21 protein-coding genes are annotated in these 18839 nt (G+C 64.7%); 12 read left to right on the top strand and 9 right to left on the bottom strand.

The window, feature by feature from the left end; translation table 11 throughout:
* Nucleotides 1-43: 43 nt before the first annotated feature.
* From K3148_RS09375 to K3148_RS09395, 5 genes are all read right to left on the bottom strand, one after another.
* On the bottom strand, nt 44-1219 hold the full coding sequence (locus K3148_RS09375; protein ID WP_221424555.1) for a CCA tRNA nucleotidyltransferase: 1176 nt from the start codon (nt 1217-1219) through the stop codon (nt 44-46).
* A 109-nt stretch (nt 1220-1328) separates the two neighbouring features.
* Nucleotides 1329-1925: a CoA pyrophosphatase gene (locus tag K3148_RS09380; protein ID WP_221424556.1), complete on the bottom strand. Its 597-nt coding sequence runs from the start codon at nt 1923-1925 to the stop codon at nt 1329-1331.
* Nucleotides 1922-2470: a DUF1285 domain-containing protein gene (locus K3148_RS09385; RefSeq protein ID WP_221424557.1), complete on the bottom strand. Its 549-nt coding sequence runs from the start codon at nt 2468-2470 to the stop codon at nt 1922-1924. The genes K3148_RS09380 and K3148_RS09385 overlap by 4 nt, the downstream gene beginning before the upstream one ends.
* 60 nt (nt 2471-2530) lie before the next feature.
* Nucleotides 2531-3073 carry a GNAT family N-acetyltransferase gene (locus tag K3148_RS09390; RefSeq protein ID WP_221424558.1) on the bottom strand — a complete coding sequence of 181 codons (543 nt, stop codon included), beginning with the start codon at nt 3071-3073 and terminating at the stop codon, nt 2531-2533.
* 49 nt (nt 3074-3122) lie between these two features.
* On the bottom strand, nt 3123-4295 hold the full coding sequence (locus tag K3148_RS09395; RefSeq protein WP_221424559.1) for a PQQ-dependent sugar dehydrogenase: 1173 nt from the start codon (nt 4293-4295) through the stop codon (nt 3123-3125).
* Here K3148_RS09395 and K3148_RS09400 point away from each other — a divergent pair.
* The gene (locus K3148_RS09400; RefSeq protein WP_221424560.1) at nt 4294-4917 is read left to right on the top strand and encodes a ribonuclease HII; all 624 of its coding nucleotides are present in this window, start codon (nt 4294-4296) and stop codon (nt 4915-4917) included. The two genes, K3148_RS09395 and K3148_RS09400, sit on opposite strands and share 2 nt — an antisense overlap.
* On the opposite strand, the gene K3148_RS09405 is transcribed toward K3148_RS09400, so the two are convergent.
* Nucleotides 4914-5909, bottom strand: coding sequence for a sensor histidine kinase (locus tag K3148_RS09405; RefSeq protein ID WP_221424561.1), 996 nt, complete (start codon nt 5907-5909; stop codon nt 4914-4916). The two genes, K3148_RS09400 and K3148_RS09405, sit on opposite strands and share 4 nt — an antisense overlap.
* 82 nt (nt 5910-5991) lie before the next feature.
* On the bottom strand, nt 5992-6249 hold the full coding sequence (locus K3148_RS09410) for a hypothetical protein (RefSeq protein ID WP_221424562.1): 258 nt from the start codon (nt 6247-6249) through the stop codon (nt 5992-5994).
* A 426-nt stretch (nt 6250-6675) separates the two neighbouring features.
* Between K3148_RS09410 and K3148_RS09415 the strand changes: the two genes are divergently transcribed.
* The 3 genes from K3148_RS09415 to folP all read left to right on the top strand — a co-directional run bounded on the left by K3148_RS09415 (nt 6676) and on the right by folP (nt 10054).
* Nucleotides 6676-7818 (top strand): site-specific DNA-methyltransferase, encoded by a 1143-nt coding sequence (locus K3148_RS09415; RefSeq protein ID WP_221424563.1) that lies wholly within the window; start codon nt 6676-6678, stop codon nt 7816-7818.
* Nucleotides 7819-7878: 60 nt separating this feature from the next.
* On the top strand, nt 7879-8847 hold the full coding sequence (locus K3148_RS09420; protein WP_282099572.1) for a sensor histidine kinase: 969 nt from the start codon (nt 7879-7881) through the stop codon (nt 8845-8847).
* Between the two features lie 97 nt (nt 8848-8944).
* On the top strand, nt 8945-10054 hold the full coding sequence (gene folP / locus K3148_RS09425; RefSeq protein ID WP_221424565.1) for a dihydropteroate synthase: 1110 nt from the start codon (nt 8945-8947) through the stop codon (nt 10052-10054).
* Here the strand turns inward: folP and K3148_RS09430 are convergent, their stop codons facing one another.
* Together K3148_RS09430 and K3148_RS09435 are read right to left on the bottom strand one after the other, a co-directional pair.
* On the bottom strand, nt 10055-10834 hold the full coding sequence (locus K3148_RS09430) for an SDR family oxidoreductase (protein WP_221424566.1): 780 nt from the start codon (nt 10832-10834) through the stop codon (nt 10055-10057).
* A gap of 132 nt (nt 10835-10966) precedes the next feature.
* Nucleotides 10967-12382, bottom strand: coding sequence for a sigma-54-dependent transcriptional regulator (locus tag K3148_RS09435; protein ID WP_221424567.1), 1416 nt, complete (start codon nt 12380-12382; stop codon nt 10967-10969).
* 220 nt (nt 12383-12602) lie between these two features.
* Between K3148_RS09435 and K3148_RS09440 the strand changes: the two genes are divergently transcribed.
* The 8 genes from K3148_RS09440 to K3148_RS09475 all read left to right on the top strand — a co-directional run bounded on the left by K3148_RS09440 (nt 12603) and on the right by K3148_RS09475 (nt 18737).
* Nucleotides 12603-12728, top strand: coding sequence for an aa3-type cytochrome c oxidase subunit IV (locus K3148_RS09440; RefSeq protein WP_221424568.1), 126 nt, complete (start codon nt 12603-12605; stop codon nt 12726-12728).
* Nucleotides 12729-12738: 10 nt separating this feature from the next.
* Nucleotides 12739-13860: an NAD(P) transhydrogenase subunit alpha gene (locus K3148_RS09445; RefSeq protein ID WP_221424569.1), complete on the top strand. Its 1122-nt coding sequence runs from the start codon at nt 12739-12741 to the stop codon at nt 13858-13860.
* A 185-nt stretch (nt 13861-14045) separates the two neighbouring features.
* Nucleotides 14046-14300: a hypothetical protein gene (locus K3148_RS09450; protein ID WP_221424570.1), complete on the top strand. Its 255-nt coding sequence runs from the start codon at nt 14046-14048 to the stop codon at nt 14298-14300.
* 3 nt (nt 14301-14303) lie between these two features.
* A complete protein-coding gene (locus K3148_RS09455; RefSeq protein ID WP_160594443.1) occupies nt 14304-14588 on the top strand; it encodes an NAD(P) transhydrogenase subunit alpha part 2 in 285 nt (94 codons plus the stop codon).
* A 41-nt stretch (nt 14589-14629) separates the two neighbouring features.
* Nucleotides 14630-16132 (top strand): NAD(P)(+) transhydrogenase (Re/Si-specific) subunit beta, encoded by a 1503-nt coding sequence (locus tag K3148_RS09460; protein WP_221426679.1) that lies wholly within the window; start codon nt 14630-14632, stop codon nt 16130-16132.
* A 4-nt stretch (nt 16133-16136) separates the two neighbouring features.
* Entirely contained in the window at nt 16137-16478 is a 342-nt protein-coding gene (locus K3148_RS09465) for a hypothetical protein (protein WP_221424571.1), read from the top strand.
* A 58-nt stretch (nt 16479-16536) separates the two neighbouring features.
* Nucleotides 16537-17727 (top strand): parallel beta-helix domain-containing protein, encoded by a 1191-nt coding sequence (locus K3148_RS09470; protein ID WP_221424572.1) that lies wholly within the window; start codon nt 16537-16539, stop codon nt 17725-17727.
* On the top strand, nt 17724-18737 hold the full coding sequence (locus K3148_RS09475; RefSeq protein WP_221424573.1) for an SO2930 family diheme c-type cytochrome: 1014 nt from the start codon (nt 17724-17726) through the stop codon (nt 18735-18737). Before K3148_RS09470 ends, K3148_RS09475 begins: the two co-directional genes overlap by 4 nt.
* The last annotated feature ends 102 nt before the right edge of the window (nt 18738-18839 follow it).

Consider the following 18839-nt stretch of genomic DNA (forward strand, 5'->3'; position numbering starts at 1 on the left):
CTGACTTGGGAGGTTACTTATTCCGGGCGGGTTTCAAAGCGGTTTATGAAGCGGCCAATTCCTGTTCGAGCAGTTCGAGGACGCGGGACCGGTCGGGGAAGCCTTCCTCGACCCAGCGCGCTTCGACGGCGCGCAGCGTGCGAGCGACTTCGGGGCCTGCGCCAACGCCGCGCGCGACGATCTCTCCGCCCTTGAGCGGAAGCTGCGGGACGTCCCAATCGCGGAGTGCTGCGACGCTTTCGCCCTTCAGCAACAGCCGGTCGCGCGCGCCTTCGACCCCTTCGAAATAGGCCAGCGCGCGCGGGGCGGCGGCGTCTTCCTCGCGGCGTTCGGCGGCGCAGATCAGTCGGGCGCGCTGCTGGCGCGAGAGGCGCAGGCGTGCGGCAACGCTCTCCGCAACACTCTTGATCGGCGGGAGCAAGGCGGCGAGGCGGCGGACGGCGTCGCCTTCCACACCTCCGCGTGCCTCTGTCTCGACCAGCTGCGCGAGGCATTGCGTCTCGCGGTCGCGCGCTTCGGGCAGGATGACTTCGAGCACGCCGAGGTCCTTCATCAGGCGAAGCGTGGGCGAGGGCGCGGGCAGGGCGAGGATGGCGAGCAGTTCCATCGCCACCCGCTCGCGGCTAAGGCCTTTCAGCGTGTGCGCCAGATCGCGGCAGGCGTTAACCGCCTCCTCGTCCAGCGCATCGCCGAAGCGTGCCTGGAAACGGAAATAGCGCAGGATGCGAAGATGGTCCTCGCGGATGCGCTCTTCCGCCTCGCCGATGAAGCGGACATGGCCGCATTCGAGGTCCGCCACGCCGCCGAAGAAGTCATCGATCTCGAGGCTTTCGGGATGGGCGTAGAGCGCGTTAATGGTGAAGTCGCGGCGCGAGGCGTCGTCCTTCCAGTCCTGCGCAAAGGCCACGGTGGCGCGGCGGCCATCGGTCGACACATCGCGGCGCAAGGTGGTGATTTCGACCGGGCCTGCGGGCAGGATTGCGGTCACCGTGCCATGGTCGATGCCGGTCGGCACGGTGCGAATGCCCGCCTCGCGGCAGCGGTCGATCACCTCATGCGGCAGGAGCGGCGTGGCCAAATCCACATCGTGGATCGCCTTGCCGAGCAGCGTGTCGCGCACCGCGCCGCCGACATAGCGTGCGTTGTCGGCCCCCAGCGCGGCGATCAGCTGCGCGAGGTCTTCGCGTTTCGTCCAGTCTGCTAATGGCAAAGTGGCCAACTTAAGATCCGTTCGTGCTGAGCTTGTCGAAGCGCCGCTCTTTCTTCGAGTGCAGCGCCTAAGTGAAGTACGGCACTTCGACAAGCTCAGTGCGAACGGGGTTGGGGGTTCATCGGGTCACCCACGCCAGACGGCGCGAAAGATTGATGCAGATCGCGGCGGTCACGCCCCAGATGCGGTAGCCTTCGTGGTCCATCTCGTAATAGCGGCGCATGGCGCCCTTCCAGAAGACCTCGTTCTCGCTCCACCGCTTGCGGTCGAGGAGGTGTTCGAGCGGCGCCTCGAACCAGCTTTCGACCTCGCGCGGGTCGGGGCGGATGGGAAGATCGGCGGGCACGGTGGCGAGGACCGGGGTGATGTCGAAGCCGGTGCCGGTCTGGTAGCGGTCGGTCGTCCCGATGACGCGGACCGCCTCGCGGGTGATGCCGAGTTCCTCCCAGGCCTCGCGCAGGGCCGCCTCCACCGCATCCTCGCCCGCATCGATCTTTCCGCCCGGAAAGGCGACCTGTCCCGGGTGATCGCGCATGGTACGCGGGCGCTGGGTCAGGAGGACGGTCGGGTTTTCGCTCTCGGTCACCGCGATGAGCACGGCGGCATCGGCGGTGCGGTCGAGATCGGCAAAGCGCGCGTCGGAAAGGAGGCCTTCCACCTCTCGCGCATGCCCCTGCTCGAACAGCTGCGTCAGGCGGTCGAAGAGCGCGCTCATCCGGGGAGGAGGGAGAAGGTCTCGCCGCCGCTGGTGACGGTCCAGTCGTCCCCTTGGGCCAAGGCGATGCGGGCAAGCTGTTCGTAAGTGGAACGGTTCAGCCGCGCCTCGCAGCCGCGGCGAACGTGGAGATAGAGCGCTGGCTGGTCGGCATCGCCGGTCGCGCGGATCGGGTTCTCGGGCCCTGCGATCACCAGCTCGTCGGTGTTGAGGCGGAAGGCGAGGTCGCCGTCCACCTGGCTCACATCGGTGGCGATGAAGCAGGCGTCCTCCACTTCGATGGAAAGCTTCTGGTACGGCACGACCAGCCAGTAGCTGCCGTCTTCCTCGCGGTTGAGGAGGCCTGAAAAAGCGCGCACCATTGCTTTGCGGGTAATCTCGCTGCCGTCATGCAGCCATGTCCCGTCGGCGCGGATGACCATGTGGCTGTCGTCGACATTCTCGGGCGACCATTGCTCGACCGGGGGCAGGCGGCGTTCGGCCACGGCCTCGGCGATGTCGGCAAGGCTCATTCCGGCGAGTTCGGGGGGCGGGGTGTAGACCATGGTGGGAACAATGGATGGCGCGGGTCTTGGTGCCGCGCAATAGCCACTGCGAATAACGGGTCAGCGCGCCGTTTCGCTCGTCTCGTCGGTCCAGGGGCCGAGCATACCCTCGGAAGGCAGGATCGAGGGATTGCCGGTCCTCAGCAGCAGGCGCTCGCGCTCGAAGGGGCCGGGGCAGTGCCAGCCGCCGATGTGGTCCGCGGTAAAGCCCCATTGCCCGTAATAGTCGGGATCGCCGATCAGCACCTGCGGGAAGGGCGGCGCGCCGTCGTCGAAAGCGGCATCGATCGCGCCGAGGCTCGCGGCCATCAGCGCCTTGCCGAAGCCTTCGCCCTGCCGTCCGGGCATGACCGCAACCGGTCCGACCATGATCAGCGGATGAGGGCGGCCCTTGGGATCGGTCAGCGCGACCGGCCAAAGCTGGATCGAGCCGACAAGGTATTCTTGCTCGTCCAGCGCGGCGAAGCTGAGCGCGGGCAGGGGATCGAGCCCTTCGCGGATGCGATAGGCGGTGCGCGCGTGGCGCTGCTCGCCGAAAGCGGCGTCGAGCAATTGCTCGACCAACAAGGCGTCGATCGCGGAGAGGGGGACGAGTGTCGCCATGGGCCGCGCCGATTAGGGGCGCGCGCCCATGCTGTCGATCAAATTCGCCTTATTGCGGGCGAAGCTGGAGCAGGCGTCCGCCTTCTCCGTCTTCGAGCACCCACAAGGCGCCATCGGGACCTTCGATGACCGAACGGATGCGCTCGCCCATGTCGTAGCGTTCGACCTCGCGCGCCGTGTCGCCATCGAAGCTGACGCGAATGAGGGCCTTGGTCTTGAGGCCGGAGATCAGCGCATCGCCTTTCCACGCCGCGAAAAGGTCGCCGTCGAGGATGGTCATGTTGCCGGGCGCGATGACCGGGGTCCAGCTGATGACGGGCTTGGTAAAGCCGTCATCGGGCGTGTGGTCGGGAATGTTCGTGTCGTTGTAATTGATCCCGTTCGAGCGCACCGGCCAGCCGTAATTCGCCCCGCGCTGGACGAGGTTCAGCTCGTCCCCGCCCTTGGGGCCATGCTCGACTTCCCACAGCCGTCCCTGCGCATCGAAATCCATGCCCAGGATATTGCGGTGACCATAGGACCAGATCTCGTCGCCGAAGGGATTGCCCGCGGCCGGCGTGCCGTCGAGGTTCAGTCGGACGACAGTGCCGAGCGTGTTCGAGAGATCCTGTGCGGGCTCCTTCTTCTGCCGCTCGCCGCTGGCGATGTACATGTAACGCTCGTCCGGGCTGAAGAGGATGCGGTGCGAATAATGGCCGCGGCCCGAGACCTTGGGGCTCTGGCGCCAGATCACTTCGAGGCCCTGGATCGCGCAATCCTGATGATCCTCGCACACCATCTGGCCGCGCCCGACCACCGCGCCGCGCGTATCGCCATCACCGGCCTCGACCCAGCTGAGATAGATCGTGCGCCGGTCGATCGTGGAGGAAGCCTCGCTCGGCAGGAAGGCGATGTCGCCAAGCCCGCCCTGTCCGCCGTAGTCTACCTCCGGCACGCCAGAGAAGAAGATCGCCTTGTCGAAATTGCCGGTCTGGACGCCGCGGATCGTGCCGCTTTTCTCGGTCAGGACCAGCACATCGGTGCCGGGAATGAAGGCCGCGGCCCAGGGCTCGTTGAAACTGCCGTGCTCGGTGATCGCAAAACCGCTGAAGCCCGTGTCGGGCGGCGAGGTCGGCGTCGGCGTGGAGACTGCCTCGCCCCCACCGGTGGATGACGAGCCGCCGCAGCTTGAAGCCATGAGCAGCGGCGATAGGATGGCGGCAAGGACGGTAACGCGCTTCATGTTCTCTTCAACTCCCGCAGATGGCCTTCGCGATGCCCCCCTGATCGTGGGGGTGGACGAGGCCGGGCGTGGCCCGCTCGCCGGCCCGGTGGTCGCCGCCGCCGTGGTCTTGTGCAAGCCATGCCCGGGCGGCCTCGACGATTCCAAAAAACTTTCCGCCGCCAAGCGTTCCAAGCTCGAACCGCAAATCCAGCGTCGCTGCGCCTGGGGGCTGGCGGTGGTGGAGCCCGAAGAGATCGACCGGCTCAACATCTTCGGCGCGACCATGCTGGCGATGACGCTGGCGACACAGCGCTGCGTCGAGGCTTTGGGCGCCGAGCCGGTCGAGGTGCTGATCGACGGCAACATGACCCCGCACGGCAGGCGCGAGGAATGGCGCTGGCCCGCACGCGCCATCGTCGGCGGGGACGGTAAGGAAGCGTGCATCTCCGCCGCCTCCATCCTCGCCAAGGAATACCGCGACCGGATCATGGTGGAAGCGGCAAGGTCGCACCCGCATTACGGCTGGGAAAGCAACAAGGGCTACGGCTCCAAGACCCACATGGAGGCGCTTCGCATCCATGGCCCGACCCCCTTGCACCGCCGCAGCTTCGCGCCCGTCAGCCAGATGGCGCTGCTCTAGCCCAAGGTGGCGGAGACCAGCTTGCTGGGCAAAACGATCCGGCATGTCGCACCCTTGGAGGGGTAGTTCATCTCAACATGCGCATCGGCGCTTAGCGATGTCTGGATCAGGCGCGTGCCAAACCCTTTGCGTTCGGGCGCGCTCGCTTCGGGGCCGCCGGTCTCGGCCCACATAAGCTCGACATCGCCGTTTTCCAGCACCCGGCTGGTAATAACGATACGGCCCGTTTCGTTGGACAGAGCGCCGTATTTGACAGCGTTGGTGCCCAGTTCGTGCACCACCAGTGTCAGGCGTTCGGCCACCTGCGGCTTGATGGCCAGACGTTCGTCGATGTCGATGACCACCCGGTCCGCCAGTTCGGGCATGGACGCGCGTTCGCTGGTGTAGACGTCGCGCACCGAGACCCGCTCGTTGCGCGTGTTATAGGCCAAATTGTGGCTGCGCCCGATTGCCTTCAGCCGTTCCTGTAACACCTTGGCGTTTTCGATCCGGTCGCCGCCCTCGCGCGCAGCGAGGGCGATCAACCCGCTGATCGACGCGATGATGTTCTGCAGCCTGTGGTTGAGTTCGGCCGTGACGAGGCGCAGATGCTCCTCGTTGCGCTTGGTGTCGGTGATGTCGATGACATGGCCGATCAGGCGTTCAGGCCTTCCTTCGCTGCCTTCCAGCGGACGCCCATGCGCGCTGATCCAGCGCGTCAGCCCGTCGGCCCGACGAATACGGCATTCGAAAGCCCACTCGTCGCCATTGTCTAGGGCCGCGCCGTAAAGTTGATCGACCCGCTCGCGATCCTCGTCCACCACATGGCCGAGGAAATCGTCATAGGTCCAGCTGTCGAGCTTTTCCTCGTATCCGAACAGCTGGTCGTGCTTCGAATTGCGCCAAGCTTCGCCGGTCGCGGTGTCGAGTTCCCATATCCCGAGATGCGCGAAAGTCGCCGCCAATTTAAGATGATCGATTGCACTTCCGCGCGCGGCGAGTTCGCGTTCCATACTTCAGCCCCTTTTTCGACGGCCTTTATGGTAAGGATCGCGAACAATATCAAGATGTTGGGAGTCGGTTGATTGTTTCGGCTCAGTGCGGCTGGGGGTTGGGAATGTCGATGCGCTGGATGGCGCTCTGGCAATTGGGACCGCCGACCAGCCACACGCCGTCTTCCGACACCAGTTCGAGGAAGCAGATCGGGCGGCCTTCCTCGCACAGCTCGGCCCATTCGCCGCGGGCGTTCTTCTTGGCAACGTCGAGGGCGCCGCCGAGCGAGCCGGCTTCGAAGGCGTAGATGTTGATCGAACGGTGATCGTTGGCGGGATATTTCAACTGGTAGTGCGGCATACGAACCCTCGGATCGGGGGCAGATATGCGAACCGATTATGTTGTTACCTGCGGTTGCAGAACTGGGAAGGAATTGCCCTGCGGGAGCACCCAAGCGCATACATGATGCTCAATGCACGGCGACGGGGCAAGGCCGCGTCTGCCCGGCCATCCCGACCGCTGCACGTCTGGGCGAAAAGAATGAGGCGATGGGCGGTCGCACGTCGGCCCATCCATCTTGGTGCCGGGAAAAACGACCTGTGAGTCCTAACCGCCACACCCCACCATCTGGAGTCTGGCCGGAGGCTTCGGACTCAACATCTGGTGGGGGACTCGTTTCGTTCTCCCATGGTTAACACCATCTTTAGAGGTTGCGCCTAAACAACTGTCTTGACGCGGAATCCGTTTGGATTCACCCTGTGGATAACTACGGACAGGGGAATATCTATGGCGGTCCTGGAGACCACGAAAACGCGCGCCAAGGCGCCGGCGAAACGCGCACCGAAGCAGCTTTCGGTGGAACTGCCACTGGGTCAGATCCTCGATGGCGACTGCGTGGAAGCCATGCGGCAAATCCCTTCGGCCAGCATCGATCTGGTCTTCGCCGACCCGCCCTACAATCTCCAGCTTGGCGGCGATCTCAACCGGCCCGACGGCAGCCATGTCGATGCGGTGACCGACGATTGGGACAAGTTCGACACCTTCAAGGCCTATGACGATTTTACGCGCGACTGGCTGATCGAGGCCAAGCGCATCCTCAAGCCCGACGGCGCGCTGTGGGTGATCGGCAGCTATCACAACATCTACCGCGTCGGCGCGATCCTGCAGGATCTGGGCTTCTGGATCCTCAACGACATCGTGTGGCGCAAGTCCAACCCCATGCCGAATTTCCGCGGCACCCGCTTCACCAACGCGCATGAAACGCTGCTGTGGTGCAGCCAGGGGGAGAAAGCGAAGTACCACTTCAACTACCGTGCGATGAAGACGCTCAATGACGAGCTCCAGATGCGCAGCGACTGGGTCCTGCCGATCTGCAACGGCGCGGAGCGGCTGAAAGAGGGCGGCCACAAGGTCCACCCGACGCAGAAGCCCGAAAGTCTGCTCTACCGCGTGCTGCTCTCCACCACGGAGAAGGGCGACGTCGTGCTCGACCCCTTCTTCGGCACCGGCACCACCGGCGCGGTCGCCAAGCGCCTGGGCCGCGAGTGGATCGGCTGCGAGCGCGAGGGCGTCTATCGCGACGCAGCGCTGAAGCGGATTGAGAAGGAACTCCCGCTCGACGAAAGCGCGCTCACCACCATGCAGGCGGGCCGCAGCGCCCCCAAGGTGGCGTTCGGCGCGCTGGTCGAGAACGGCTACATCGCGCCCGGCACCAGGCTGTTCGACAAGAAACGCCGCTGGACCGCCACGGTGCGCGCCGACGGTTCGCTGGCGTACGAGAAACAAACCGGCTCGATCCACGGCCTCGGCAAGGAACTGCAAGGCGCGCCCAGCTGCAACGGCTGGACCTTCTGGCACTACGAGAACGGCGGCGAAGTGAAACCGATCGACGCCGCGCGGCAGCTGTACCTGCTGGCGGTGGAGGATTAGTCTTAGTCAAACTTTCCGGAAAAAGGTGACGCATGCCCTACCTGTGTTAGAAGGTGGGCAATGACGGACCTGAGGCCATTCGAAGAACTGAGCGCGGACCATCTCCGTCTCATCTTGAATACGGCGCATATCGGCATCTGGGAACTCGACCTGGAATCGGGCCACGCATCCAGAAACCACCATCATGACCGGATATTCGGTTATCACGAGGGGCTCGCCGAATGGACTTACGACAAGTTCATCGAACATGTGGTGCCAGAGCAGCGCGAGGAAGTTGATCGCCTTCAGAAGGACGCAATTGCATCCGGGGTAGAATGGGCCTTCGACTGCGCGATCATCACGGCCGATGGCGAGAGAAAATGGATCAGTGCCGCTGGCCGACCTCTTGCCGGACCGGGTGGCGATCCTGCGAAGCTCATCGGTCACGTCATCGACATTTCGGAGACGAAGGAGCGGGAAGCTAGACTCAGTCTTCTGACGGAAGAATTGAACCACCGGGTGCGGAACATGTTGTCCGTGATCAAGTCGATCGTGCGGTTGTCTGCGCGCAAGGCCAATACGGTGAACGACTTTGCGACTGCGCTCGAAGGGCGCGTCGCTTCGCTTGCAAGAAGCCATAGCCTCATGGTGGCGGACGCTTCGGCCAAGCTATGTCCGAGCGAAATTCTGCAGGAAGAGCTGGCTGCTATTCCCGGGATCGAAGATCGCGTGGATGTTCAGATCATAAACGAAGAGGCCATAACCGGCGCGGTCGGTCAGGGTTTGTCGCTCGTCCTGCACGAGCTTGTCACCAATGCCCTGAAATACGGCGCACTCTCCGGAAAAGAAGGAAATGTGAGTGTCTGCATTGAAGAGGTGGATGGCCAAATCAAAATTGCATGGAGAGAGTGCGGAGGTCCGCGGGTCGATACGGAACGCAAAGCCGGGTTCGGCTCTAGCCTGATCGCACAAGCTCTTTCGGGCCACGGAAAGGTTGATCTGCGTTACCCCGTGAGCGGTGTGGAATGCGATATTTCGCTCACGCCGTAACGAGGAAGTGGAGCAGGTTGTATCTGGATATATACGTAAAAAGCTCTGCGCTACTTTCGCCTGTTCCATTCTGATTGCATTCGGATAGGGCTCTCACATGACTGACAGCATCTACATTCGCCCCCTGGGCTTCGTTCCCGGTCCGCAGGCCGAGCATGGCAACGCTATCCGGCTGGCGGGAGGGATGGTCTATGCGAGCCGCTTTGCCGTCATCCTGCGCCGCGATGGTGCGGTTGCGGAGCGGTGGCTGGCGGCGCCCGATACCATGGCCGAGGTGCTGGGGCATCTGCCCGACACTGTCGCTGCCGACGCGGAAAGCCAGTGGGCGAACCTCACCCTCGCGCATCCGGCGCTGGAGCTGGGCGCGCGCACGGTGCAACTCGACCAGCCGCAGGTGATGGGCATTCTCAACGTCACGCCCGACAGCTTCAGCGACGGCGGCAAGCATGACGACGTCGAAACCGCGCGCGAGCACGCTGCGGCGATGGTCGAGGCGGGCGCGAGCATCATCGACATCGGCGGCGAGAGCACGCGGCCGGGCGCTAGGCCCGTCTGGGAAGGCGACGAGATCGAGCGGGTCGTCCCCGTGATCGAAGTCTGCGCGGCGATGGGCGCGGCGGTCAGCGTCGACACGCGCAAGGCGGCAGTGATGGAAGCCGCGCTCGACGCGGGCGCGGCCCTCGTCAACGACGTCTCCGGGCTCACCCACGATCCGCGCAGCGCCGAAGTGGTCGCTGCGCGCGGTTGCCCCGTGGTGCTGATGCACTCGCCGGGGCGGGGCGAGGACCTCCACGAGGGCGGCGACTACGACAACGTCGTGTTCGATGTCTTCGACGAGCTCCGCAATCGCCGCGATGAGGCGCTGGAAGCCGGAATTGACGCCAGCCGCATCCTGCTCGACCCCGGCATCGGTTTCGGCAAGAGCCTCGCCGAGAACCTGCTGCTCATCAACGCCCTGCCGCTGTTCCACGCGCTCGGCCACCCGCTCCTGCTGGGCGCGAGCCGCAAGCGGATGATCGGGGCGCTGGGCAAGGAAGAGGATGCCGACAACCGCCTCGGCGGCAGCCTCGCTCTGGCGCTCAAGGGCATGGACGCCGGCGTCCAGCTCGCCCGCGTCCACGACGTCCCCGAAACCGTCCAGGCGCGCAATGTCTGGCGCGGCCTGCGCGACGCGGCGCTGACCGATTTTTCGGATCTGCCGGGCTAACTAGCCGGGCGAGGCGGCACTGCCTGCGAGCAGCCCGCCGTCGAGCGTGAGCTCCGCGCCGGTCATGTAGCCACTTTCCGGCGAAGCGAGATAGACGCAGAGCGCGGCGACCTCCTCCACCGTGCCGAAACGCTTCATCGGCGTGTCAGCGACCAGCGCGGCCATCTTTTCCTCGCGGTCGGGGCCGTCGCCCAGCATCGGCTCCCAGATCTCGGTCAGGATTGCGGCGGGGTGGATCGAGTTGCAGCGGATCGCCCAGCCGTTCTGCGCCGCGTAGAGCGCGACCGATTTGGAATGATTGCGGATCGCCGCCTTGCTCGCCGCATAGGCCGCCGCGCCGGGTATCCCGACGAGACCAGAGCGTGAGGACATGTTGATGATCGAGCCCGCGCCTTTCTCCTTCATCGCTTTCAGCGCATAGCGGCAGCCAAGGAAGCAGCCATCGGTGTTGACCGCATGGACGCGGTGCCATTCGGCAAGGCTGGCGTTTTCGGGATCGTGGGCGGCAGGACCGTCCTCGAAGCCGGTGATGCCGGCGTTGTTCACCAGCAAGTCGATCGCGGGATAGGAATTGGCGAAGACGCTCCAGTCCGCCTCGCTCGCCACGTCCAGTTTCTCGAACTCGCAGCCGAGCTCTGCGGCGGCCCTGCGGCCTTCCTCAACGTCGATATCGGTCAGCACGACCCGCGCGCCTTCAGCTACAAAGGCCGCACACACGGCCTTGCCGATGCCGCGCGCACCGCCGGTTACCACGCAGAGCGTGTCGTTCAATTTTTGCATGGGATCACTTCCAGGAAATTCAGGTGAGGCAGAACGGGACTCCATGGTCCCGGATCGTATCATATCCGCCGCGGCGGTGGCCTTAGTTCACCTGACATGCTCCTCGAATGCGTGGACGGCCCAATGCCAGCCCTAGGCCGCGTTGTCGATCCCGAGTTCGTGGAGCTTGCGGTAGAGCGTCGAGCGACCGATGCCCAGGCGGCGGGCCACTTCGGTCATCTTGCCGTGGTAATGCCCGATGGCGAGGCGGATGATGTCGGCCTCGATTTCTTCCAGCGAGCGGATATTCCCGTCGTCCTGGTAGAGCAGCACGCCGAGCCCGCGCGCCCGGCTCTCGCCGCGGTCGGCATCGCCGAGCAGTTCGTTCAGGTGTGGGAAGCTGTGCGCGGTGAGCGCCTCGCGCTGTTCGTGGACGCAGGCGCGGAACAGCACGGTTTGCAGCTGGCGAACGTTGCCCGGCCAGTCATAAGCCTCGAGCAGCGACAGGCCGCTGTCGGCGATGGAATGGTGCTTCATCCCCTCCAGCTCGCCGATCTTGCCGAGGAAATAGCGGGTGAGGGCGGGGATATCGCCGGCGCGCTCACGCAAGGGCGGCAGCACGATGCGCGTGGCGGAGAGCGCCTCGAAGAGGCGGGCGCAGAAGTGCCCGTCCTCGACCAGCAGGGCCAGCGGACGGTCGCTTGCGGCAAGGATGCGCAGGTCGATGCGGAAGCCGTGCGCCGCGCCCGTAGGCCGGACGATGCCGGTCTCCAGCACATCGGCGAGCCGTTCCTGGATGTCGGGCGGAAGCGTGTCGACGCTGTCGAGCAGCAGCGTGCCCCCGTCGCAGGCGGCAAGCGTCCCTTCCTGCCGGTCGAAGGCGCCTGCAAAAGCGCCCTTCTCATGGCCGAAGAGCAGCGATTCCAGCGTGTTGTGCGGCAGCCCCTCGCAGGATACGAGCCGAACCGGCGCCTTGGCGCGGGTGGACGCGTGCTGGATTGCGCGCAGCAGCATTTCCTTGCCGGTCCCGCTCTCGCCCTCGACCAGCACGTGGCCGTGCCCGCGCGCGGCGGTGGCAGCCTTGGCGATGGCGGTGCGGAAGCTTCCGTCGGTCCCGACCATGGCGTCGAATTCGAGGATGGAGGGCAGTTTCTCGGTCAGCGGCTGCAACTCGTCGCGCGCCGGGAGCAGCCGGGTAGCGCTGCGCAGCGCCACCGCCAGCCGCTCGGGCGCGACGGGTTTCACCAGATAGTCGATGGCGCCCGCACGCATGGCCTCCACCGCGAGCAGCGGCGAGGTGCTGGCGGTGAGCATGATGACCGCCACATCGGGGCGTTTAAGCTTGATCTGGCGGATGAAGTCGCAGGCTTCCTCGCCCGGAACGCGGCCATCGACCAGCACGGTGTCGACATCCTTGCCATCCTTGCCCGCAAGCGTGGACAGCGCCGCGTCGCAGCTTTCCACCGTCAGCGCGCGCCAGCCTTCGCGGGTGGCGAGCGAGGAGATCAGGCGTGCCTGGGCAGGCTCGTCATCGACCAGCATCAGCAGGCGGGCATCTTCGGTCGCCATCGCGAACGGACTCCTCGATCTGTGCGCTTTGCCGGGAAATCGACGCACGCATTCTTGTGGGGGGCATCCTAGGACAAAGGGGTAAAGGTGCGATTAAAGACAATTTTCCGCCTTGCGTGGGGGATGGGCACCTCGCCTTTCCATACCCCCCTTGCCCGGTGCCGAAGGGCGATATAGACCTCCCCTCCAACAGACCATTTATCCAAAGAGGTACCGATCCATGAATTCCGCCAACGACCGGAAGGCGCACGAGAAAACCTACGGCGCGTTCATCGACATGCTGAAGTGGGTCATCCCCCTGCTGGCCGTGATCACCGCGGTCATCGTCGTGATGATCTCGGGCTGAGATAGCGCCTTTGCGGATCGCGGTGCTGAAAGAGCGGGCGCCCGGTGAAAGCCGGGTCGCCATCACGCCCGAAACGGTGAAGAAATTCGCCGCCCTGGGCGCCACCATCGCGGTCGAGGGGGGGGCGGGTGTCGCCGCCTCCATACCCGACGAAGTCTATAGGGAGGCCGGGGCCGAGGTCGCGACCGGCCCCAAGGCGGTCGAGGGCGCGGATATCGTGCTGGGCGTGCAAGCGCCCGATGTGATGGCGCTGGCCGGAGCCAAGCCCGGGGCATGGGTGGCGGCGACGTTCGATCCCTTCCGCGAGAAAGAGCGGGTCGAAGCCTATGCCAAGGCGGGTTTCGAAGCGCTCTCGATGGAATTCATGCCGCGCATCACGCGCGCGCAGAGCATGGACGTGCTCTCCAGCCAGTCGAACCTTGCCGGCTACAAGGCGGTGCTGACGGCGGCTAACGAATACGGCCGCGCCTTCCCGATGATGATGACGGCGGCCGGCACGGTGCAGGCGGCGAAAGTTTTCGTGATGGGCGTGGGCGTGGCGGGCCTGCAGGCGATTGCCACCGCCAAGCGGCTGGGCGCGCAGGTGAGCGCGACCGATGTTCGCAGCGCCACGAAAGAGCAGATCATGTCGCTCGGCGCGAAACCGGTGTTCGTGGAAAATGTCGCGGGCATCGAGGGCGAAGGATCGGGCGGCTATGCCACCGAAATGAGCGAGGAATACCAGAAGGCGCAGGCCGAACTGATCAGCTTGCACATCGCCAAGCAGGACATCGTCATCACCACCGCGCTTATCCCCGGTCGGCCCGCGCCGAAGCTGATTTCCGACGCGCAGATCGCCACGATGAAGCCGGGCAGCGTGATCTTCGACCTCGCCGTGGCGCAGGGCGGGAATGTGGAGGGCTCGCAGCCCGACCAGACGGTCGAGAAGCACGGGGTGAAAATCGTCGGCTATTCGAACACCGCCGGACACCTTGCGGCGGATGCTTCGGCTCTGTTCGCGCGCAACCTGTTCAATTTCCTGTCGGCCTTCTGGGACAAGGAGTCCGGCAAGCCGATGCTGGACGAGGAAATCGGCGATGCCGTGCGGCTGACGCAGGGTGGGAAGATCGTAAACGAGAGGCTGCTTGGGTGAGGTGGGCGTTTTTGGTTCTCACTTGCTCGCCGATAGTGGCAAGTTGCTCGCAGCTTAGCCCCGATCCTGTGTACACTGAGCGTGATGCGCGCGAAGGTGCGGTATTCCGTGCTCAAATGATCAGCCTCATGTTCAGGTTGGACACGGCCTGCATACCTCGCGATCGCGACGATTTGCGGGCTCTCATGAACAAGCCTGCCCGCGAGTTTGAAAGCTTTGTGGCGAGCTTGGCGGGGTCAACACGTGGTGTCGATGCTGCCGTCGCAGGTGCGGATTACAACCTTCGAAAGGCGCATGAGTTGTTGGCTACCGAAGGGATGGCTTGCTACAATTCTCAAGAGGATCCTGATGAGTTCTGGACGGGACAAGCACGTGTCGCGTCGGCCGAGATCAAGAACCTTAAGCAGCTGGCTAAGCGGATCGAAACCGGAGAGGAATAGACCTTGGACTTTATCAGTATCCTGTCGATCTTCGTGCTGGCGTGTTTCGTCGGCTATTACGTGGTCTGGTCGGTCACGCCCGCGCTGCACACGCCGCTGATGGCGGTGACCAATGCGATCTCCTCTGTGATCATCGTCGGCGCGCTGATCGCGGCGGCGGCGGCGAATGTGCCGGGGGCGAAGTGGCTGGGGCTGCTCGGCATCGTGCTTGCCAGCGTCAACATCTTCGGCGGGTTCGCGGTGACGGCGCGAATGCTCGCCATGTACAAGAAGAAGGAGAAGAAGTGATGTGCGACGTCCCTCCTTGTCCTCCAATTCCCGCCGAGATGATGGATCCGCCGACAGTCGAGGCGGCTGTTGAAGTTGCCGCGCACGCGCCCGTAAACCCCTGGGTGGCGCTCGCCTATCTCGTGTCGGGCGTGTTCTTCATCCTCGCGCTGCGCGGCCTGTCCTCGCCCGCGACGAGCCGGGCGGGTAACCGCTTCGGCATGATCGGCATGTTGATAGCCGTGGTGACGACGCTGGTGACGCATATGCCGCGAAAGGTCGGCGATGTGGCGAACAGTTATGTCGGTCCCGACTTCGCCAGTCTCGGCGAGATCCTGGTCGCCATCGCCATCGGTGCGATCATCGGCATAACCATTGCCCGCCGTATCGCGATGACCGCGATGCCGGAGCTGGTCGCTGCCTTCCACAGCCTTGTCGGCCTAGCCGCGGTGCTGGTGGGCTGGGCGGCCTATCTCAATCCGGGGGCGTTTAACCTGCTGACTTCTGACGGCGGAATAGGCGCAGTCTCAAAGGTCGAGATGGGCCTCGGCATCGCCATCGGCGCTATCACCTTTTCCGGCTCGGTCATCGCCTTCCTGAAGCTGTCGGGGCGGATGAGCGGTTCGCCGATCCTGCTGCCTGCGCGCCATGTCATCAATCTCGGCACGCTGGCAGCGATCATCGTGCTGACCGCGCTCTTCGCGATGGCCAGGCCTGCCGAGACCATGCCGCTGATCATTGCGCTGACGGTGCTCGCCTTCCTCATCGGCTTCCTGCTGATCATCCCCATCGGCGGGGCGGACATGCCGGTCGTGGTCTCGATGCTGAACAGCTATTCGGGCTGGGCGGCGGCGGCGATGGGCTTCACGCTCGGCAATACGGCGATGATCATCACCGGCGCGCTGGTGGGTTCATCTGGCGCGATCCTCAGCTACATCATGTGCCGCGCGATGAACCGCAGCTTCATCAGTGTTATCGCGGGCGGCTTCGGCGCGGACGACAGCGGCGCAGGCGGCGGCGAGGCCAAGGAGCAGCGCCCCTACAAGCAGGGCAGCGCGGCCGATGCGGCCTTCATGCTCGAACAGGCGGAAAAGGTCATCATCATCCCCGGATACGGCATGGCCGTGGCGCAGGCGCAGCACGCGCTTCGCGAAATGGCCGACCTGCTTGAGGAAAAGGGCGTGGAAGTGAAGTACGCCATCCACCCCGTCGCCGGACGTATGCCGGGACACATGAATGTGCTCCTCGCCGAAGCCAGCGTCCCGTACGAGAACGTCTTCGAGTTGGAGGACATCAACTCCGAATTCGCGCAGGCCGACGTCGCCTTCATTATCGGCGCGAACGACGTGGTGAACCCCGCGGCCAAGTCCGACAAGTCCTCGCCCATCTACGGTATGCCCGTGTTCGATGTGGACAAGGCCAAGCAGGTCTTCTTCATCAAGCGTTCGATGGGCGGCGTAGGCTATGCCGGTGTCGACAACGATGTCTTCTACATGGACCAGACCATGATGCTGCTGGCGGATGCCAAGAAGATGGTCGAGGAAATCGTGAAGGCGCTCGACTGACATCATGCGCAAGGCAATCATCTGGATAGCCGTGCTGGCGATAGTCGGCATGGGCCTGTGGGGCTATTTCGGCGGGTTCGAACGGGTGACTGCGGGCCGTATCGAAAGCGCGCTGGTGACGCGCGGTGTGCCGCAGCCGGTCGCCGCCTGCATGGGCACGCGCCTTTCCGAACGCCTCACCATCTCGCAATTGCGTGATCTCGAACGTATCGGGGAACGCGAAGCCGAGGCAGGCCTGCCCACCAGCACGGTCGAATTCCTCGAACGCATCCGCTCGGTGGAGGACGCCGAACTGATCGAGGTGGTCGGCACTTCGGCCGCCATCTGCTCGTTCACGGCGCGTTAGACGCGCTTGCAATAGTCTCCCCGCTCGGCACTATGCCAGTTCTGAGAGGGAGAGACTCATGAAGCGCATTGCCATCTTCGCCGCCTTGCTGGCCGGGGCCAGCCCTCTGGCCGCCGAGGTCCACACCGTCACGCCGGGCGAGGGCGCGCAGGAGCGGTTGCAGGAAGCGCTGATCCTTGCCGAGCCGGGCGACGAGATCGTTCTTGAGGCAGGCCGCTACACGCTGACCGACGGGCTCAGCCTCGATGTCGACAATGTCACTGTGCGTGGGGCCGGGATGGACGGCACCGTACTCGATTTCACCACCCAGGCGGGCGCGGGCGAGGGCTTGCTCGTCACCAGCGACAACGTCACCTTGCGCGATTTCGCGGTCGAGAACCCCAAGGGCGACGGGATCAAGTCCAAGGGCGCGGATAACATCGTCTACCACCGCCTGCGCGTCACCTGGACGCGCGGACCGCACCCTGAGAACGGCGCCTATGCGATCTATCCGGTCGAAAGCACCGGCGTGCTGGTCGACGGGGTCAAGGTCACCGGCGCCAGCGATGCGGGCATCTATGTCGGCCAGTCCGACCGCATCACCGTGCGCAATTCCATCGCCGAGGCCAATGTCGCCGGGATCGAGATCGAGAACAGCCGCAACGCGCTGGTCGAGCATAATGTCGCCACCCGCAACACCGGCGGCATCCTCGTCTTCGACCTGCCCGACCTGCCCGTGATGGGCGGCGGCAATGTGATCGTGCGCCACAACCTTGTGGTCGCCAACGACACGCCCAATTTCGCGCCTCCGGGAAATATCGTCGCGGGTGTGCGGCGGGGCACGGGCATCATGGTGATGGCCAATGAGGACGTGTTGATCGAGGATAACATCCTCTCCGGCAATCCGACCGCACCGGTCATGGTGATCGCCTATGTCCAGCCCTATGACGACGAGCGGTACAACCCGCTCGCGCGCAATATCGTGGTGGGCGAGAACGCCTTCAACGGCGGCGGCTACGATCCGCAGCTCGACGGGGCGGAAATGCTGACGGCGGCCTTCGGAGGCGAATTGCCGCCGGTCATGTGGGACGGCCTCGGCAGCCTCTACGTGGCCGAGGGTACGCCGGGTTGGACGCTGAACCTGACCGAACAGGGCAAGGGGCTGGGCGGTGCGCGACCTGCGCCGCTCACGGTCGAACCGCCGGCCGGCGCTTTCGATGTCAGCGGCATCGGCGCTCCTGCCGAAATGGAGGCGCGGCTGGGCGGATGATCGGGCGGCTTCTCCTCGCACTTTCCGCGTGCTGCGCGGCAGCGGCGATGGCCATGCCGCCCGCCATGCCCATGAACGTGAGCTATGAGGCGATCCTTGGCGATGGCTATCCCAGGACGCTGTCGGAATACGGCTTCTTCCGCGAGACTGCCGAGCATACGCCGGTTCCGGGCGTCTTTCCCTATCGCCTCAACACGCCGCTCTATTCCGATGGGGCGGACAAACTGCGTTTCATGCTGCTGCCGATTGGCGACAAGTTCATCGCTTCGGGCGAGGGGCTGATCGATTTTCCGGTCGGCACGGCGCTGATCAAGACCTTTGCGTTCGGCGAGGGCGAGGGGCGGCGGCTCATCGAGACCCGCGTGCTGCTCCATCGGGAGAGCGGTTGGGTGGCCTTACCCTACGTCTGGAACGCGGAGCAGACCGACGCTACGCTGGCGCTGGCCGGGGCGCGGATCGACCTGACGACACCGAAGGGCGAGGCGTTCAGCTACCGCGTGCCGAACAAGAACCAGTGCAAGGAATGCCACGCCGTTGATGGTGCGGTGGTGCCCATTGGCCCGAAGGCGCGCAACCTGTCACACGAATTCCTTGCGGAACTGGTGAACCGGGGCGCGCTCGACACCGTTCCCCAAGGTGCTGATCAGCTCCCCGTGTGGGAAGACCGCGAGAGCGCGAGCGCAGCTTCTGCCGCCCGCGCCTATCTCGACGTGAATTGCGCGCATTGCCACAGGCCGGGCGCGACCGCTTCGAACAGCGGGCTGGACCTGCGATGGGAGCAGGACGATCCGAAGGCGCTCGGCGTGATGAAACGGCCGGTTGCCGCGGGGCGCGGGGCGGGTTCGCACCTCTTCGACGTGGTGCCGGGCAAGCCCGACCAGTCGATCCTGCTCCATCGGATGCTCAGCAACGATCCCGGGGTCGCTATGCCCGAACTCGGCAAGGCGACGGTGGACGAGGAAGGGACAGAGGCGGTGCGGCGCTGGATCGCGGAAATGCCGGCGCGCTGACTTTCCTACCCCAAGCCATGGGCGCTATGGGGAGGGGCATGAACGAAACGCCGACATACGCGAGGGAAGAGGCTGGAAGCCGTCCGGGAAATTCCTTTCCAG

It is taken from the genome of Qipengyuania aurantiaca, from assembly GCF_019711375.1.
Lineage (GTDB): Bacteria > Pseudomonadota > Alphaproteobacteria > Sphingomonadales > Sphingomonadaceae > Qipengyuania > Qipengyuania aurantiaca.

What these genes read in the sequence shown, in the direction of transcription:
- K3148_RS09380 (WP_221424556.1), bottom strand. Translation starts at nt 1,925, where the DNA reads ATGAGCGCGCTCTTCGACCGCCTGACGCAGCTGTTCGAGCAGGGGCAT.
- K3148_RS09385 (WP_221424557.1), bottom strand. Translation starts at nt 2,470, where the DNA reads ATGGTCTACACCCCGCCCCCCGAACTCGCCGGAATGAGCCTTGCCGAC.
- K3148_RS09390 (WP_221424558.1), bottom strand. Translation starts at nt 3,073, where the DNA reads ATGGCGACACTCGTCCCCCTCTCCGCGATCGACGCCTTGTTGGTCGAG.
- K3148_RS09400 (WP_221424560.1), top strand. Translation starts at nt 4,294, where the DNA reads ATGTTCTCTTCAACTCCCGCAGATGGCCTTCGCGATGCCCCCCTGATC.
- K3148_RS09395 (WP_221424559.1), bottom strand. Translation starts at nt 4,295, where the DNA reads ATGAAGCGCGTTACCGTCCTTGCCGCCATCCTATCGCCGCTGCTCATG.
- K3148_RS09405 (WP_221424561.1), bottom strand. Translation starts at nt 5,909, where the DNA reads ATGGAACGCGAACTCGCCGCGCGCGGAAGTGCAATCGATCATCTTAAA.
- K3148_RS09410 (WP_221424562.1), bottom strand. Translation starts at nt 6,249, where the DNA reads ATGCCGCACTACCAGTTGAAATATCCCGCCAACGATCACCGTTCGATC.
- K3148_RS09415 (WP_221424563.1), top strand. Translation starts at nt 6,676, where the DNA reads ATGGCGGTCCTGGAGACCACGAAAACGCGCGCCAAGGCGCCGGCGAAA.
- K3148_RS09420 (WP_282099572.1), top strand. Translation starts at nt 7,879, where the DNA reads ATGACGGACCTGAGGCCATTCGAAGAACTGAGCGCGGACCATCTCCGT.
- folP (WP_221424565.1), top strand. Translation starts at nt 8,945, where the DNA reads ATGACTGACAGCATCTACATTCGCCCCCTGGGCTTCGTTCCCGGTCCG.
- K3148_RS09430 (WP_221424566.1), bottom strand. Translation starts at nt 10,834, where the DNA reads ATGCAAAAATTGAACGACACGCTCTGCGTGGTAACCGGCGGTGCGCGC.
- K3148_RS09435 (WP_221424567.1), bottom strand. Translation starts at nt 12,382, where the DNA reads ATGGCGACCGAAGATGCCCGCCTGCTGATGCTGGTCGATGACGAGCCT.
- K3148_RS09440 (WP_221424568.1), top strand. Translation starts at nt 12,603, where the DNA reads ATGAATTCCGCCAACGACCGGAAGGCGCACGAGAAAACCTACGGCGCG.
- K3148_RS09450 (WP_221424570.1), top strand. Translation starts at nt 14,046, where the DNA reads ATGAACAAGCCTGCCCGCGAGTTTGAAAGCTTTGTGGCGAGCTTGGCG.
- K3148_RS09460 (WP_221426679.1), top strand. Translation starts at nt 14,630, where the DNA reads ATGGATCCGCCGACAGTCGAGGCGGCTGTTGAAGTTGCCGCGCACGCG.
- K3148_RS09465 (WP_221424571.1), top strand. Translation starts at nt 16,137, where the DNA reads ATGCGCAAGGCAATCATCTGGATAGCCGTGCTGGCGATAGTCGGCATG.
- K3148_RS09470 (WP_221424572.1), top strand. Translation starts at nt 16,537, where the DNA reads ATGAAGCGCATTGCCATCTTCGCCGCCTTGCTGGCCGGGGCCAGCCCT.
- K3148_RS09475 (WP_221424573.1), top strand. Translation starts at nt 17,724, where the DNA reads ATGATCGGGCGGCTTCTCCTCGCACTTTCCGCGTGCTGCGCGGCAGCG.